Source organism: Frankia nepalensis (assembly GCF_016786325.1).
Classification (GTDB): Bacteria; Actinomycetota; Actinomycetes; order Frankiales; family Frankiaceae; genus Pseudofrankia; species Pseudofrankia nepalensis.
Genome location: NZ_JADWYU010000192.1, coordinates 1 through 14053, shown reverse-complemented (window position 1 = coordinate 14053; position 14053 = coordinate 1). Strand labels below are relative to the sequence as shown.

Here is a 14053-nt window from a genome sequence, read left to right as displayed (position 1 = left end):
CGTACCCCGCCACCGCGTGACCGGCCCTGTGGACCGGCCGGGGATGGGCTCGCCTCTGGCAGCCAGGCAACCGCGGGCACAATGCTGGGCGCAGGCACCGTCCGGATGGACGACCGACGCGCCGCCGCTGGCCGGCATCGCGGCACGAACGGCGCCGCCGGGCCGTTCGTGCCGGTCGCGGGCGGGCCCGGCGCGCTGGGTCGTGACGCCGGGCAGGGCACGCAGCGCCGCCTCGACCTCCAGCGGGAGACGGTGGCGCCGGTTCCAGGTTAGCCAAACGCTCCGGTCTGGATGGCGGCGATGGAACCGCCGTCGACGAGCAGGTCGGTGCCGGAGATGAAGCTGGCGCCGGGACTGAGAAGGAACTCGGTGGCGGCGGCGATGTCAGCGGGCGTTCCGAGCCGCTTGGCGTTGGAGGCGTCGACCATCATGCGCATGAGGGCGCCATGCTCGCTGGTCAACTCCGCCGTACCCATCGGGGTGGCGATCACACCGGGACTGATCGAGTTCACCCGCGCACCGCGGGCGCCCCAGGTGGTGCTGGCCGCCTGCACGCGGACCTGGTTCGCGCGCTTCGCGAAGCTGTATGCCTGACCGCTGTCGGGGAACCGATCCGGACTGGTGGCCGGAAGCGCCAGCAGTTCGCTGGCCGGTGTGGTGGCGAGCTGCCGCTCCACGTCCGGTGCCAGAGACGAGGCGAGGTGGCCGGCCATGCTCGCGATCACAACACCGGCTCCCCGGGGAGCGACAACGTCGGCGAACTCGTCCAGGACCAGCGCCACACCCAACAGGTCAACCGCCAGGATCGCGGACACCGGGGCCTGCACGGGAGAGAGCCCGGCGGTGTGCACCACCGACCGCACCATCCCGAGAGTGCCCGCGTACTTGGCAAGGGCCACCACCGACTCGTGGGAGGACACGTCCACTACGGAGGTCGCTACCGCATAGCCCTCGCCCTCCAACTGATCCGCGACCGACCGCAGGCGCGCTTCACTGACATCGGCGATCAGCAGCTGCGCGCCGGCGCCGATACGGCGAGCGATTGCCTGCCCCATCCCGCCGACACCGATCACCACCGCCACATCACGTTCCATGGATCCACTTCCTCGCGGGACGACCGGCGACTGGCTGGCACACAAGTCCGACAGGCGCTGGCTAAACAACAGATATCGGACAGTATTGCTGGGGAGGTGACCGCCCGGCAACCTCTGGACCGCCGGTCCCGTCGGTCCCGCGCCGCGTTGGAGACCGCCCTCCTGAAACTCCTCGCGGAGCGCGACCTGGCCCACATCTCGATCTCTGACGTCACCAAGAGCGCCGAGGTCAACCGGTCGACGTTCTACCTGCACTACAGGGACATGCACGATCTCGCCGCCAGCGTATGCACCACGATGTTCGACGAATTGATAGCCGCTTCCCCGGTACTCATGCCGGACCGTTCGCTGGACGAGCACCGCCGTGGGCGCGAAGCACTCACCGAGGTGCTCGCGCATGTCAGCGAGCGCCGTCAACGGCCCTGCACGGACATTCCGCCATCCACGGTGATCACCGATCCGTTCACGAAGGATGCCTCCACGGCGGCCAGAGCGACAATCATGTGGGCGACCTCCTCCGGGCGTCCATACCGGCCGGCTGGAATGTGACGGCGGGCAAATACCTCTCGCTCGGGCGGCGGGATCGCCGCGGTCATTCCGGTCTGCGTCGCGCCGGGGCACACACAGTTCGCGGTGACTCCCTGCCGGCCCAGCTCGACCGCGAGCGACCGGGTGAACCCCAGCAGGCCATGTTTGGACACCGTGTACGGTCCCGTGCGCCGGCCGGCCGCGAGCGCCTCGGTGGAGGCAACGTTGACGATTCGACCGGCACCGCAGGCGACCAGGTCGTCCCGGCATGCCCGGACCACCAGCATCGCGCCGGTGAGGTTGACCGCTAGAGTCCGCTCCCAGGTCTCGACGTAACGGTCATCGGAAAGCTCCCCGCCAGCCGGGATCCCGGCGGCGTTCACCACCACGCCGACAGGCCCGAGCTCAGCGCGCACCTGGGCGACGGCATCGCGCACGGCGACACCGTCGCTGACATCCACCGGGCCCAGACCGATCGCGGCGTCGGGCAGGCCAGCGTCGCCCGCGTGGTCAAGCACCGCCACCCGCGTTCCCTGGGCGGCAAGCAGGTTGACAGTGGCCCGGCCAATACCGCTCGCTCCGCCGGTCACGACCGCGACCCGGTGGGCGCCGGGACGAAGCCGCTCCCCCACGCCCACGAAATTCTGACCATCCATGATCTTGTCCCGATTCATTGTGAGCTACCCGTCGCCTAGTGCGCCCCTCCGGTTTCCCAGAGGGCATCCTGAACAACGGACAAGGAGACCTTGAACGCCTGAGGTGGAGAATTCTGACGACAGCGGCGCGGCCGGCCAACGCCTTACCCCGCGCTGTCAGGAGGCGGCTGGCGCCGTGCCGCGGAAGGCTGGACCGCCGAATGTATCCAGCCGAGCGAACTCTTCGACTGGGCGCCGGGTGAGCCTGGTGGCCCGGCGCTGGGGATATCCGAGCGCGATGACTCCGGCAATCGCGTGGTCCGCCGGGATGCCCAGCAGCGCCGCGGCAGCCGGTTCGCGGCGCGCGAGGAACGTCGTCAAGGTCCCACCCAGCCCTTCGGCCCGCGCGGCGAGCAGCACGTTCTGGGCGAACGGGTAGATTGACCCGCCGCCGATGATGCTCTGCCGGTCAAGGTCGACGTCCATCACCGCGAGCGCCGTCAGCCGCGCGCACAGAACGAGCAGTGTGGGTGCCTCGTCGAGTTTGTCGATGAACTCCATCGGCACAGGTGTCGCCGCGGCCTCGGCGAGGTCGATCACCGGGCCGTGCCAGCGGCCGTCCGGTCCGGGCGCGAAGGGTCGCGCCCCGGCCGCGACCTGCGCCCAGTATTCACGCCAGCCCAGCACGGAGAGATCGCGGATGCCTTGGCGGATCACCGGGTCGCGCAGGATGATCACTGTCCACGGTTGGATGTTGCCACCACTGGGCGCGAACCGGGCATGGTCGAGCACCCGGTCGAGCACCTCGTCCGGCACCGGTTCGCCGGTGAACTCTCGCACCGCACCCGAGGTACGCATCGCCTCGCGTAAATCCATACATCTACCTCCATCGGTCCGGATCGGGATGCCGTCGCCCACGGCATGGCCATGTGGTGGGCACACCTGCGCCCGGCCACTTCCGATTCCTCTCAACGACCAACGAACATGGCGCGCCCACACCTCCGTGGAGCACGACTACCAGGTGCCTCATCCGCGCGCGGTATATCCCACCGTAACGGTGGCTCCGAGGTCGGATCCCCGGAAGGATCCGGCGTCCCACGCACGGCGGATCCGGGTTCCATCACCGTGTCCCATACCACCCATGGGTGACGCACAGAAACTATTGAAGATGCGATCGAGGTGCTACGTGAATGGTTCGCGCGATTCTTGTTCCTGGCGGCCAGAAGCGCCGTCGATCTCCGCCGACCCCTTCGGGGGATTGTCCTTCATGAGACGTCGCGTCTCAGGAGACACCGGGGCCGCCAGGATGGCGGCGACGACGTCGACAAGCCAGCTGGTGAACAGTCGGTCGTCGTCACGGCTCGTGGACCGGGCCCGTCGGCCGAGCTCCACCGCCGTGTGCAGCATCGCGGTGAACCGGCGGTGCAGGGTCAGGGCCTCGTCCTCCAGGAGCGGGCCGACCAGATCGCGCCAGCGTCCCAGGCTCGGCTCCCGCAGATCGAGGTGGGGCTGGGGGCGGTTGAGCAGGTCGGCATAGACCCGCAGATACTCTCGGCCGCCGTCGGGGTCGGCGAGTTTCGCGGCCGGCGGCCGCACGAGCGCCCCGGCCAGCAGCCGCAGGTCGCGGGCGTCGCTTGCCTCGTACTGGTCCAGGAGCGCGTTGCGACGTGCCTCGACATCGGGCCGATGCTTGTCGAGAATCGCCTGGACCATGCCGGAACGATCGTTGAAGTGGTACTGGGCGGCGATGGCGTTGCGAGCACCGGAGGCGCGGGTGATCTCCCGCAGGCTCACCGCGTCGATCCCGCGCTCCGCGAACAGGCGTTCGGCGGCGGAGATGAGCCGATCGCGGGTCGTGCCGGTCATGCTGCTGGGAATGCTGTACCTCCGTCGATCTTGAGGATCGCGCCGGTCGTGTAGCTGGATGCCTCGCTGGCGAAGTAGAGGGCGGCGCCTATGATCTCTGACGCCTCGCCCATCCGACCGAACGGCAACGTCCTCATCGCCGCGGCGACCATATCGGAGGACCAGGCGTTGGCGATGTCGGTGCGGAACATGCCCGGCATGATGCAATTGACTCGCACGGACGGAGCGAAGGCGCGAGCGAAGCCGGCGGTCAGCACGTTGAGCCCGGCCTTGGCCGCCGCGTAGGGCAACTCGTCCGCGCCGGGGTAGACCGCGGCGATGCTGGTCACGTTGATGATCGAGCCGCCTCCTGCCTCAGCCATCCGCGTCCCGAACAGCGTCGACAACCGGAACGCACCCTTGAGGTTGACCGCCAGAACCTTGTCGAACAGCTCCTCGCTGACCTCCGGCAGCGACGGGTACGGCGGCGACATGCCCGCGTTGTTGACCAGCACGTCGACATGGCCGAAGCGGTCGTAGGCGCTCTCCACCAGACGATCGCAGTCACCCCAGCGCCCGACGTGGCATGCCGTCGCGAGCGCGGCCCGCCCGGTCGTCTTCTCGATCTCGGCGGCGAGAGCCTCGCAGGCCTCGATCTTGCGGCTGGCGATGACGACGTCGGCGCCCCGTCCGGCGAACGCGAGGCACATGGACCGGCCCAGCCCTCGGCTGCCGCCCGTGACGACGGCGACCTTGCCTGACAGATCGAACAGTTCGTCCGCCATCAGTCACACCTCCTGAAGATGACGCCGACGCCAGGCAGGCTGGGACCGGGCGCGCGCACGGCCTGGTCGGGGCGGCTCCAGCGCGCGACGGGTGAATCGGCGAGCACTCTCGCCACAGTGATCATCTCTTTGGCTCCTCAGTCGTCACGCCTGAGGCAACTCGTCGGAATCAGCGGCACGTGGCCCCAGGCGTAGGGCGTCAGCGGGACAGGAGATCCCACGCCCGCTCGGCGAAGTCGCCGATCGCCGCGCCGATGCCGGCCAGGCGATCGTCGGCGCTGTCCCCGGATTCGTAGCGGTGGGCCAGTTGCCGCACGACGACGGCGGTGCGCCACACGGCGAAGGCGACATACCAGTCGATGTGGCCGACGTTGATTCCCGAGCGTTTCTCGTAGCGGCCCAGGGCCTCGTCGTCCGACAGCACCCACAGCGGGCTGCGGCCCATCGAGACGAGCAGCGACCCGATGTCGAACAGCGGGTCGCCGATCGTCGCCATGTCCCAGTCGAAGACCGAGGTCACCGTGTCCGGGTCGGCCGGGTCGAACTGGCAGTTGTCGAGCTTGAGGTCGTTGTGCACGATCGACACGGCGGGTGGGGGCGGCACCGTCCGCGCGAGCCGCTGCGCGACCCGTTCCATCAGCGGGAGCTGGCCGTCTGAGGAGACCCGGTCCCACCGTCGTGTCCAGCCGGCGACCTGTCGGTCACCGAAGCCGTCGGGCCGGCCGAGGTCGGCGAGCCCGACGGTGGTGACGTCGAGGGTGTGCAGGTCGGCGGCGGCGTCGATGAGCGCGAGGTCGAGCCGTCGCTCGACATCCGGATGGTGGGCCATGGAGGCCGGCAGCGTGTCGCCGACGACCTCACCGTCGCGAAACTCGATGATCACGAACGGCGCGCCAAGAATGTCGATGTCGTCGCTGAAGTGCGGCGCGTACGGCGCCCGCGGGTACACGGCGTTCAGCCTCGACAGCACGCGGTACTCGCGGTGCATGTCGTGCGCACCCGACGCGAGCCTTCCGCGAGGCGGGCGGCGCAGCACGAGCCGTAGCGTGCCGAACTCCAGCAAGTAGGTCAGGTTCGCGTGCCCAGTGGTGAACTGGCCCACGACCATCGGCTCGGCCGGCAGGTCGAGCACCGAACGCAGATGCTGTTCGGTCCTCGCCCAGTCGAGCTCGTCGCCGGGACGCACCGGCTGGACGCTCACCGCGGGCCTACCGTCGTCAGGACGTCGGCGTACTTGGCGAGCGCGGCATCGCGTTTCGCGGGGATGTGCTGGGTGGGCCAGAGCCCGGGAGCGGGCTCGACGCCGCGCAGGAGCGAGCGGGCCAGCGTCGTCTTGTGCACCTCGGTCGGCCCGTCGGCCAGGCCCATGTGGTAGGCGTTCGCGATCATTCCCATGAACGGCATCTCCTGGCTGACACCGAGCGAGCCGTGCACCTGCAGTGCACGGGAGGCAATGCGATGCAACACCCCGGGCATCGCGAGCTTCACGGCCGAGATGTCGCCGCGGACCCGCTGGTAGTCCTGGTACCGGTCGATCCGCCAGGCGGTGCGCAGGACCAGGAGGCGGAACTGTTCCAGGTCGAGCCACGACTCGGCGATCATCTCCTGCACGAGCTGCTTGTTCGCGAGCAGCTCGCCCTGGGTCCGCCGGGAGACCGCGCGCTCCAGCATCATGTCCAGTGCCCGCCGGGCCATCCCGACGGTGCGCATGGCATGGTGGATCCGGCCCCCGCCGAGCCGCGTCTGAGCCGCCGCGAACGCCTGGCCCCGCCCACCGAGCAGGTTGTCCTTGGGCACCCGCGCGTCCGTGAAGCGGAGATACGCGTGGGTCCCCTCGTCGAGCGGCTCGAAGCCGGTGTGGCCGACGCCGCGCACGATGTCGACGCCGGGGGTGTCGGTCGGCACGATGAACATCGAATGGCGCCGGTATGGCGAGCCGTCCGGCTCCGTCACGGCCATCACGATGAGGAATTCCGCATATCGCGCGTTCGACGAGAACCACTTCTCGCCGTTGATCACCCAGTCGTCACCGTCGAGCACGGCGTTCGTCGTGAACGTCTGCGGGTCGGAGCCGCCCTGCGGCTCGGTCATCGAGAAGCAGGAATAGATCTCGCCGTCCAGCAACGGCTGCAGGTACCGCTTCTTGTGCTCCTCCGTCCCGTAGACGGCGATGATCTCCGCGTTGCCGCTGTCGGGCGCCTGGCAGCCGAAGATCACCGGCGCCGTCGGGAGTGCGCCGAGGATCTCGTTGAGCAGTGCGAGCTTCACCTGCCCGTGCCCCGGGCCACCGAGTTCGGGCCCGAGGTGGGTGGCCCACAGCCCTCGCTCCCGGACCTGGCGCTGCAGCGGGGGGATCAGCGCCTCGCGGACCGGATTCGCGCGGTCGAGGATGTTCGGGACGACGTACTGCAGCGGCTCGATCTCCTCCCGGAGGAACGCGGCAGCCCAGTCCAGCTCACGCTGATAGTCCGGGTCGGTCTCGAAGTCCCACATGGCCCACCTTCTCCTCCGCGGCGACCTGTGCGCCGACACCGGGCACGCGGGCACCGCAGCCCCAGAATACACCGATATCATTTTTTGATGCAACCGCATTACTGACGCGTCGATGGCTCCACCGCGCGCGGCCCGCACACGCCCGTGCCCGGCCGCCTCGCCCTATCGCCTCGCGGTGCCGGCGGCGGGCGTGGCGTCGAGCGCGGCCTGACGCGCCCATCGGTAGTCGGGCTTGCCAGTGGCATGCCGCCGGATCCGGTCGCACACCAGCACGGCGCGGGGCGCCTTGAAGCGGGCGACCGAACCGGCCGCGAACTCGCGCACCTCCAGAGGGGACAGCTCGGCACCGGGGCGGAGCTGCACCAGGGCGACGACCTCCTCGCCGAAGCGGTCGCTTGGCCGGCCGACGACCAGCGCGTCCACCACGTCGGGATGCAGGCGCAGAGCCTCCTCGACCTCCTCGACGAACACCTTCTCCCCGCCGGTGTTGATGACCATGGAGTCGCGCCCGAGCATCACGATCTGACTGTCGGAGGCGTATCTGGCCCGGTCGCCAGGCACCGCCACCCGCTGGCCGGCGACGATCGGGAACGTCCGCCGCGTCCTTTCCGGATCATGGAGGTAGCCGAGCGGGACCCGGCCGGTGCGCGCCAGCCAGCCGATCTCTTCATCTCCCGGGCGGAGGAACCGGGAACGGTCAGCCGCCAGCACGGCGGACCTCGGTGCCAGCATGAACCGGCCCTGTGTCGTGGCGCTGGTCGAGCTGGCGAAGGCGATCGGCCCGCTCTCGGACGCGCCGTACCCGTCGGAGAACGCCACCTGGGGCAGCAGGTCCAGCAGCGCCTGCCTGATTCCCGGGCTCGTCGCCGCGCCACCGCTGCCGAGGCTCGCCAGCGAGGTGAGGTCGTAGTGCCGTGCCCGCAGCTCGTCGACGAGGGGACGCGCGTAGGCGTCGCCGACGATCGTCATGATGTTGACGCGCTCGCGCTGCGCGATCTCGAGAATCGTCCGCGCGTCGAAGGGCCCGGTGTCGTCGTGCAGGACGACCGTCGCGCCCTTGGTGATGCCGGCGAACGCGGTCCACTGGGCGGTGCCATGCATGAGTGGTGGCGTCGCGAACCAGACGCCGGTGCCCGCACGGGCCACCGCGGCGATGTCCGCGCGGGTCGCCCCCTCGCCACCGCTCATGGCTCCGACCAGGGCATCGGCCTGCCGCCACAGAACACCCTTGGGCGCGCCCGTCGTACCGCCTGTGCACACCATGTGAAGGTCGTCCGGCGAGGGCACAGGTAGGTCGTCGACACCGGTCGCGGTGGCTATCGCCTCCTCGTACGGCGTGCTGCCGGGCAGCGGGGCGACGCCGGAGCCGTCGTCGATGTCGAGAAGCAGGCAGTCGCCGAGCCCCGCGCGGTCGGCGAGCAACGGGCCGAGGGCTCGGCGATAGACCACCGCCTCGGCCCTGATCCCACCCAGCAGCGCGGCGACCTCGCCCGGGCGGTAGTGATGGTTGACATTGAACGGCACCGCGCGTGCCCGGTAGGCGCCGATCATCGCCTCCAGGTACTCCGGGCAGTTCGGCAGCACGAGAGCGACCGGGCTCTGCCCACACTCCCATCGCGCCAGCTCGAACCGCTCTCGCCGCGCGCCGAGTCCCCTCTGGCGCAAGAACGCGGCCAGGCGCCGGGACCGGTCGGCCACCTCGGCGTAGGTGCGGCGCACCGTCGACCACACCAGCATCTCCCGATCGGGCACCGCCTCGGTGACAACGTCGAGTACCGCGGGCAGTGACCATTCGCCATTTGTCATGCGGCTCCTCCTGACCTCCGTGCGAGGGTTCCTCGGCCGGGTGACCGAACGCGCGCGGCGCCCCTCAACGCGCCGCGGAAGCAGACCGCGACGGATCTGGCGTCGCGGGCGGCCACGAGGGCGCGGCCAGTGACGTCGAGGACCGCGGCTCCCGACCGCGGGCGTCGGGAGCGGTGGGAGCGCGACAGAGGGAAGAATGCATGAGATAAACAAGTTGATGCAACCGCATCAACGAGCCGGGGCGCGCCGCCTTGAGGACGACCCAGGGCGACGGACCGACACCTGGCGGCAGGCACTCGGCGTCCGACGCGCGGGCCCGCGAGACGGCGACGCCGATGACCTTCCGGCAACCACCCGAAGGAGCGTAGGCATGATCACCGCCGCGGTGTGCAGGGCACTAACCGGTGAGGACGCTGTGGAGGTGCGGGACTGGGAGCGGTCCCCGCTCGGCCGGGAGACAGTACGCATCGCCGTTCGTGCCGCGTCGGTGAACTTCCCAGACGTGCTGCTCGTCCGGGGCCAGTACCAGACGAGGATCGAACCGCCGTTCGTCGCCGGTACCGAGTGCTCGGGTGTCATCACCGAGACGGGACCGGACGTCACTGGCCTCGCCGTGGGAGACCGCGTGCTGGGCATGATCGGCACCGGCGCCTTCGCCACCGAGGTGGTGTGCAACCCGTCGCGCACTCAGCTGCACCGCATGCCGGACGAGATGCCGTTCGACGAGGCCGCCGCCCTGACCATCACCTATGGCACCGCGATCCAGGGCCTCCTCCGCCGCGGTGGGCTGCGAGCCGGCGAGTCCGTGCTTGTCCTCGGGGCCAGTGGGGGATGCGGATCGGCCGCGGTCCAGATCGCGAAGGCGGTCGGCGCCACCGTGATCGCGGTGGCCGGCGGCGCGGACAAGTGCGAGTTGGTCCGAGGCATCGGCGCCGACGTCGTCCTCGACCACCACAACCTTCCCTCGCTCTCGGCCGCCGTCAAGGAGCACACCGCCGGCCAGGGCGTGGACGTCGTCTTCGACACCGTCGGCGGCCCGGACGCCCGAGAACCACTGCGTTGCCTGGCCTGGAACGGCCGCTACCTGGTCATCGGCTTCGCGTCAGGAGACATCCCGACGATGAGCCTCAACCAGGCGATCCTGAAGTGCATTTCAGTGGTCGGGGTCGCCTACGGGTTGTCCGCTCTGCGCGACCCGGCAGCCAACGCCGAGGACTTCGAGCAGTTGTTCTCCTGGTACCGCAAGGGACTGATCCGTCCGGTGATCGGGCATCGCTTCCCGCTCGCCGAGACCATCAAGGCACTGCGAGTCGTGTACGAACGGCGGGCCTTCGGCAAGGTCGTCGTGGAGATGCCGCGGGCCGAGGCGGGCACATGAGCCTGTCCCCACCCTGATCGGCGAGAGGGCGGTCATCGCCCGCCGGCTGGCGCCAGAATGGACCGACTCTGTCGCGTGTGGCCGAGAGAGAGATCCGGGCTCGGCGGCCCGCATGATCGTGTCGCGTCCCGAGGTGTCGCGCGCGCTCCGGCCCCGGCGTCGGATCCCGCCGGGTTCCGGTTCCCGGTCGAGGTGATCGTGCTGGCGGTGCGCCGTAATCCGCGGTTCTCGCTGTAGCGGTTCGCGCTGTAGCAGCAGGAAAAGGACAGGGAAGGGAAACGCTCGCCGCCGCGCTGGCCGCCCCGCTGGCCACCACCTCCACAATCAACGGTCGTCATGATCGGCCGTACGCTTTTCGCGCGCTCACCCTGCTATTCCCGCGTCTGACCGATCAGGAACTCGACGACGCCCGGACAGAGGCCTTCAACCTCGTCTCGAGCATCGGGCAGCCCTCCCACGAGGCGCAGCATTTGAGGCTCTGCCGCCCCACCTCGCCACACGGGAACTCACCGAGGCACTCAACGCCGACGCGGCGCTCGACGAGCGTAAAACGTATCCAAGTACAGATCATTACCCCCGCAGGGGGGTGTCACTGGCGGGAAATGATGCGCAAGATAAACGCCGACCAGACAACTGGCACGGAGCTTGATCTTCGACCGATGTGTCGGTGGATCGGAGACGGTGTGACATGGCAAAGAAACTTTCTCCCGCTGGACTCCGACGCCATGCACGACCCCTGGCGCTGCTGTGGATGACGGCGGCATGTTTGGGTTTAGGCGCGTGCGGCGGGGACGACGGTGGCGTGGACGGGGCGGCCCCCGGCGTCGTGCCCACCGGGACGGGCGCCTGCGAGCCGGGCCGCTCGGCGCCGGCCGGCGCCGAGCGGCTGACGTTCGAGTTCGGCGGACTGGACCGCGACTACGAACTGTCCGTCCCTCCCGAATACGACGGAACTCGTCCCGCGCCGCTCGTACTGAGCCTGCACGGCTTCACCTCGAGCATCGAACAGCAGGATCAGGCTTCGGACCTGCCCCGCGCGGCGGGGGAACGAGGCTACGTCGTCGTCACCCCACTGGGTGAGGAAATTTCGGCCGAGGTCGGCGGGAGCGTCCTCACCGGCCCGTTCTTCAACGTGACGCCGTGGCTTGGCACGCAGCAGGAACCAGGCTTCGCGGTCCAGGACGACCTCGGCTTCGTCACGAGCCTCCTCGACCATGTCAAAACCCGCCTCTGCATCGACGCCGCCCGCGAGTACGTGACGGGCATCTCGAACGGAGCAGGTCTGACGATGGCGCTCGTCTGCGAACGCGACGAACTGTTCGCGGCGGCCGCCCCGGTCGCCGGAATCACGATGAACGTGGTCTGCCCGGCCAAGCGGGCGACGCCGCTGGTGGCCCTTCACGGCACCGCGGACAGCGCGGTTCCCTACGGCGGCGGAAACCTGTTGGGTCTTCCCATTTCCATTCCACCGGTGGAGAAGCGCGTCACCGACCACGCGACGCTCGGCGGCTGCGATCCGGAGCCTGCCCAGGACCGTCCCGGGGCGGACATCCGGCATTCAGTGTGGAAGTGCCCACCAGGACAGGCGGTCGAGCTCTACACCGTCGAAGGTGGCGGCCACACCTGGTTCGGCGCGTCCACCCGGCACGGCGGGCAACCCATGGCCGGCGACACCTCCAGCATCGACGCCACCGAGGTGATGCTGGACTTCTTCGACGAGCACCGCCTCTCCTGACACTTCATCCTTTCGGCGGTCGAGCGCCCCGGACGTCGCCGCGCCCGCGGAAGGCCCGCTGGTCGTGGACGCCGATGTCGCCCTGGTCACCGCCCCTTCGAGGAAGGAACCAGCCGGGCGGCGCTGATCGCGCCAGCTCGGTTGGCCCTTCGGACACGCCCCGCTGTCCCACCGGTCGCGCCAGGCGCCGTTCCGGTAGGACCTCGCGCGGCGTTGTTTCCGGGACAGGCCGCGGCGGTGCTGGGCGATGATGTTGCACTGGATCTCACTGGTTCCGGCATAGATCGTGGTCCCGACGGAGAAACGCGACGCGTGTTCGATCCGGCCACCCACGACTTCGATCGCGCTCAGACTTCCTGGGCGCGGCCGTACCGGGTCCGGCCCACGCGCCGGTAGGCGTCACGCGGCTCGCCCCATACCCGCGCCCAGCCGCGCGCCCGCCGGTAGTAGAGCTGCGCGTCGAACTCGAGCGTGAAGCCGTTGCCTCCGTGGAAGTGGACACCGTCATAGGTCACCTGTCGGGCGGTCTCCGCCGCGAACGCGAAGGCCATCGCCGCCAGCTCACGGCCCCGCGGGCGGCCTTGCCCTAGCTCCTCGGCCGCCCGGGCGACCAGCAGCCGCGCGCCGTCCAATGCCGTGGCGGCGTTCGCCAGCGGGTGAGCCACCGCCTGGTAGGCCCCGATGGGCAGGTCCCAGGCCCGACGCTCCTTGACGTACCCGACGGTGAGGCGCTGCGAGGCCGCCCCCAGGCCGACGAGCGCGGCGGCCGTCAGCACCAGCCATTCGTCGAGGGCCGCCTCGAACGCGCCGGCCGCCGGCTCGCCCTCGGCCAGCTCGGTCACGTCCGCGGCGATCGTGACGTCGGCGAGCGGGGCGGCGGCGAGGTTCGCGACCGCGGTACGCGTACCGTCGAGCAGCGGCACCAGCAGGAGACGGTCCCCGTCGAACACGACCGCCTCGTCGGCGACGGCGCCCCCCGGGACGAGCGAAGCGACGCCGGCATCGGCCGGCCGGACCGCGATCGTCACCAGACGGTCACCGTTCAGCGCCGTCGCCAGGGCCTCCCGAGTCGCCGTTGTGTCGAGCGCGGCCAGCAGCCGAGCGGCGACCTGCGCCTCGATGACCGGCGCCGCGGCCGCGGCCGCGCCGATCTGCTCGGCGACGAGAGCCAGGTCGAGCAGCGCCGCGCCCCATCCACCGCGGCTCTCCGGGACGGCCATCTCGACCACTCCGACATCCAGCAGCGCCTTCCACAGCTCGGGGTCGAAGCCGTCTGTTCGCTCGGCGGCGCGGACGCGATCCGGAGTCGCGTGTCTCGCCAGCAGATCGGCGAACGACGCGACCAGCGCCTCCTGCTCCTCGGCCGGCGCGAGGTTCATCGGGTGCCCTCCTCGGCGTTCCGGACGGCCTTCGGCACCGCGTCGGTGAACCGGGCCGGGAACTGGCCCTCGAACACGGAGGGTGGCTCGACGAGGTGATCGTCGACGCTCACCAGGATCATGGCTTCTGCGTTCATGCTGGCCTCGCCTTCCGGTGGCTCGCGACGCCCTCCTCGGTGAGGAGCTGGCGGAGCGTGGTGATGTCGACCTTTCCGCTGGCCAGCCGAGGCAGGCGGTTCACGGCCGACTGGACCTCGATGCCCGGCCAGGGGCCTTGAGCCCTCGAGATGCTCAGGCGCTGACTGGAAAACCCAACGCAACGTGGTCAGGCTCGCGCCCACCGGGGCGCTTGGCCGCTGGTAGGCGTCGGGTGGC

13 protein-coding genes and 1 pseudogene are annotated in these 14053 nt (G+C 69.9%); 4 read left to right on the top strand and 10 right to left on the bottom strand.

The window, feature by feature from the left end; all coding sequences use genetic code 11:
• Window positions 1–105: 105 nt before the first annotated feature.
• Complete coding sequence (locus I6A81_RS29035; RefSeq protein WP_203006272.1) at window positions 106–273, top strand: hypothetical protein; 168 nt, start codon at window positions 106–108, stop codon at window positions 271–273.
• Here the strand turns inward: I6A81_RS29035 and I6A81_RS29030 are convergent.
• On the bottom strand, window positions 270–1094 hold the full coding sequence (locus I6A81_RS29030) for an SDR family oxidoreductase (protein WP_203006273.1): 825 nt from the start codon (window positions 1092–1094) through the stop codon (window positions 270–272). The two genes, I6A81_RS29035 and I6A81_RS29030, sit on opposite strands and share 4 nt — an antisense overlap.
• A gap of 96 nt (window positions 1095–1190) precedes the next feature.
• On the opposite strand from I6A81_RS29030, the pseudogene I6A81_RS46035 reads away from it, so the two are divergent.
• Window positions 1191–1367 (top strand): annotated as a pseudogene (locus tag I6A81_RS46035) (TetR family transcriptional regulator); the annotation flags it as partial.
• Window positions 1368–1507: 140 nt separating this feature from the next.
• On the opposite strand, the gene I6A81_RS44050 reads toward I6A81_RS46035, so the two are convergent.
• The 7 genes from I6A81_RS44050 to I6A81_RS28995 all read right to left on the bottom strand — a co-directional run bounded on the left by I6A81_RS44050 (window position 1508) and on the right by I6A81_RS28995 (window position 9186).
• The gene (locus tag I6A81_RS44050; protein WP_238430525.1) at window positions 1508–2278 is read right to left on the bottom strand and encodes an SDR family NAD(P)-dependent oxidoreductase; all 771 of its coding nucleotides are present in this window, start codon (window positions 2276–2278) and stop codon (window positions 1508–1510) included.
• A 156-nt stretch (window positions 2279–2434) separates the two neighbouring features.
• Window positions 2435–3133 carry a nitroreductase family protein gene (locus tag I6A81_RS29020; RefSeq protein ID WP_203006275.1) on the bottom strand — a complete coding sequence of 233 codons (699 nt, stop codon included), beginning with the start codon at window positions 3131–3133 and terminating at the stop codon, window positions 2435–2437.
• 306 nt (window positions 3134–3439) lie between these two features.
• Window positions 3440–4123 carry a TetR/AcrR family transcriptional regulator gene (locus I6A81_RS29015; protein WP_203006276.1) on the bottom strand — a complete coding sequence of 228 codons (684 nt, stop codon included), beginning with the start codon at window positions 4121–4123 and terminating at the stop codon, window positions 3440–3442.
• Window positions 4120–4887: an SDR family NAD(P)-dependent oxidoreductase gene (locus I6A81_RS29010; RefSeq protein ID WP_203006277.1), complete on the bottom strand. Its 768-nt coding sequence runs from the start codon at window positions 4885–4887 to the stop codon at window positions 4120–4122. Before I6A81_RS29010 ends, I6A81_RS29015 begins: the two co-directional genes overlap by 4 nt.
• A 199-nt stretch (window positions 4888–5086) precedes the next feature.
• A complete protein-coding gene (locus tag I6A81_RS29005) occupies window positions 5087–6088 on the bottom strand; it encodes a phosphotransferase family protein (RefSeq protein ID WP_203006278.1) in 1002 nt (333 codons plus the stop codon).
• The gene (locus tag I6A81_RS29000) at window positions 6085–7380 is read right to left on the bottom strand and encodes an acyl-CoA dehydrogenase family protein (protein WP_203006279.1); all 1296 of its coding nucleotides are present in this window, start codon (window positions 7378–7380) and stop codon (window positions 6085–6087) included. Before I6A81_RS29000 ends, I6A81_RS29005 begins: the two co-directional genes overlap by 4 nt.
• 162 nt (window positions 7381–7542) lie before the next feature.
• A complete protein-coding gene (locus tag I6A81_RS28995) occupies window positions 7543–9186 on the bottom strand; it encodes an AMP-binding protein (protein ID WP_203006280.1) in 1644 nt (547 codons plus the stop codon).
• A gap of 370 nt (window positions 9187–9556) precedes the next feature.
• Here I6A81_RS28995 and I6A81_RS28990 point away from each other — a divergent pair, with 370 nt between their 5' ends.
• Both I6A81_RS28990 and I6A81_RS28985 read left to right on the top strand, forming a co-directional pair.
• Entirely contained in the window at window positions 9557–10564 is a 1008-nt protein-coding gene (locus I6A81_RS28990) for an NADPH:quinone oxidoreductase family protein (protein WP_203006281.1), read from the top strand.
• 802 nt (window positions 10565–11366) lie between these two features.
• Entirely contained in the window at window positions 11367–12299 is a 933-nt protein-coding gene (locus I6A81_RS28985; RefSeq protein ID WP_203006282.1) for an alpha/beta hydrolase family esterase, read from the top strand.
• Between the two features lie 347 nt (window positions 12300–12646).
• On the opposite strand, the gene I6A81_RS28980 is transcribed toward I6A81_RS28985, so the two are convergent.
• A complete protein-coding gene (locus I6A81_RS28980; RefSeq protein WP_203006283.1) occupies window positions 12647–13678 on the bottom strand; it encodes an acyl-CoA dehydrogenase family protein in 1032 nt (343 codons plus the stop codon).
• Window positions 13675–13815, bottom strand: a complete 141-nt coding sequence (locus I6A81_RS28975; RefSeq protein ID WP_203006284.1) for a hypothetical protein — start codon at window positions 13813–13815, stop codon at window positions 13675–13677. Before I6A81_RS28975 ends, I6A81_RS28980 begins: the two co-directional genes overlap by 4 nt.
• Between the last annotated feature and the right edge of the window lie 238 nt (window positions 13816–14053).

Coding starts and splice junctions, on each gene's coding strand:
- I6A81_RS28995 (WP_203006280.1), bottom strand. CDS start 9,186: ATGACAAATGGCGAATGGTCACTGCCCGCGGTACTCGACGTTGTCACC.
- I6A81_RS28980 (WP_203006283.1), bottom strand. CDS start 13,678: ATGAACCTCGCGCCGGCCGAGGAGCAGGAGGCGCTGGTCGCGTCGTTC.
- I6A81_RS28975 (WP_203006284.1), bottom strand. CDS start 13,815: ATGAACGCAGAAGCCATGATCCTGGTGAGCGTCGACGATCACCTCGTC.
- I6A81_RS29030 (WP_203006273.1), bottom strand. CDS start 1,094: ATGGAACGTGATGTGGCGGTGGTGATCGGTGTCGGCGGGATGGGGCAG.
- I6A81_RS29035 (WP_203006272.1), top strand. CDS start 106: ATGGACGACCGACGCGCCGCCGCTGGCCGGCATCGCGGCACGAACGGC.
- I6A81_RS29015 (WP_203006276.1), bottom strand. CDS start 4,123: ATGACCGGCACGACCCGCGATCGGCTCATCTCCGCCGCCGAACGCCTG.
- I6A81_RS29010 (WP_203006277.1), bottom strand. CDS start 4,887: ATGGCGGACGAACTGTTCGATCTGTCAGGCAAGGTCGCCGTCGTCACG.
- I6A81_RS44050 (WP_238430525.1), bottom strand. CDS start 2,278: ATGGATGGTCAGAATTTCGTGGGCGTGGGGGAGCGGCTTCGTCCCGGC.
- I6A81_RS28990 (WP_203006281.1), top strand. CDS start 9,557: ATGATCACCGCCGCGGTGTGCAGGGCACTAACCGGTGAGGACGCTGTG.
- I6A81_RS29020 (WP_203006275.1), bottom strand. CDS start 3,133: ATGGATTTACGCGAGGCGATGCGTACCTCGGGTGCGGTGCGAGAGTTC.
- I6A81_RS29000 (WP_203006279.1), bottom strand. CDS start 7,380: ATGTGGGACTTCGAGACCGACCCGGACTATCAGCGTGAGCTGGACTGG.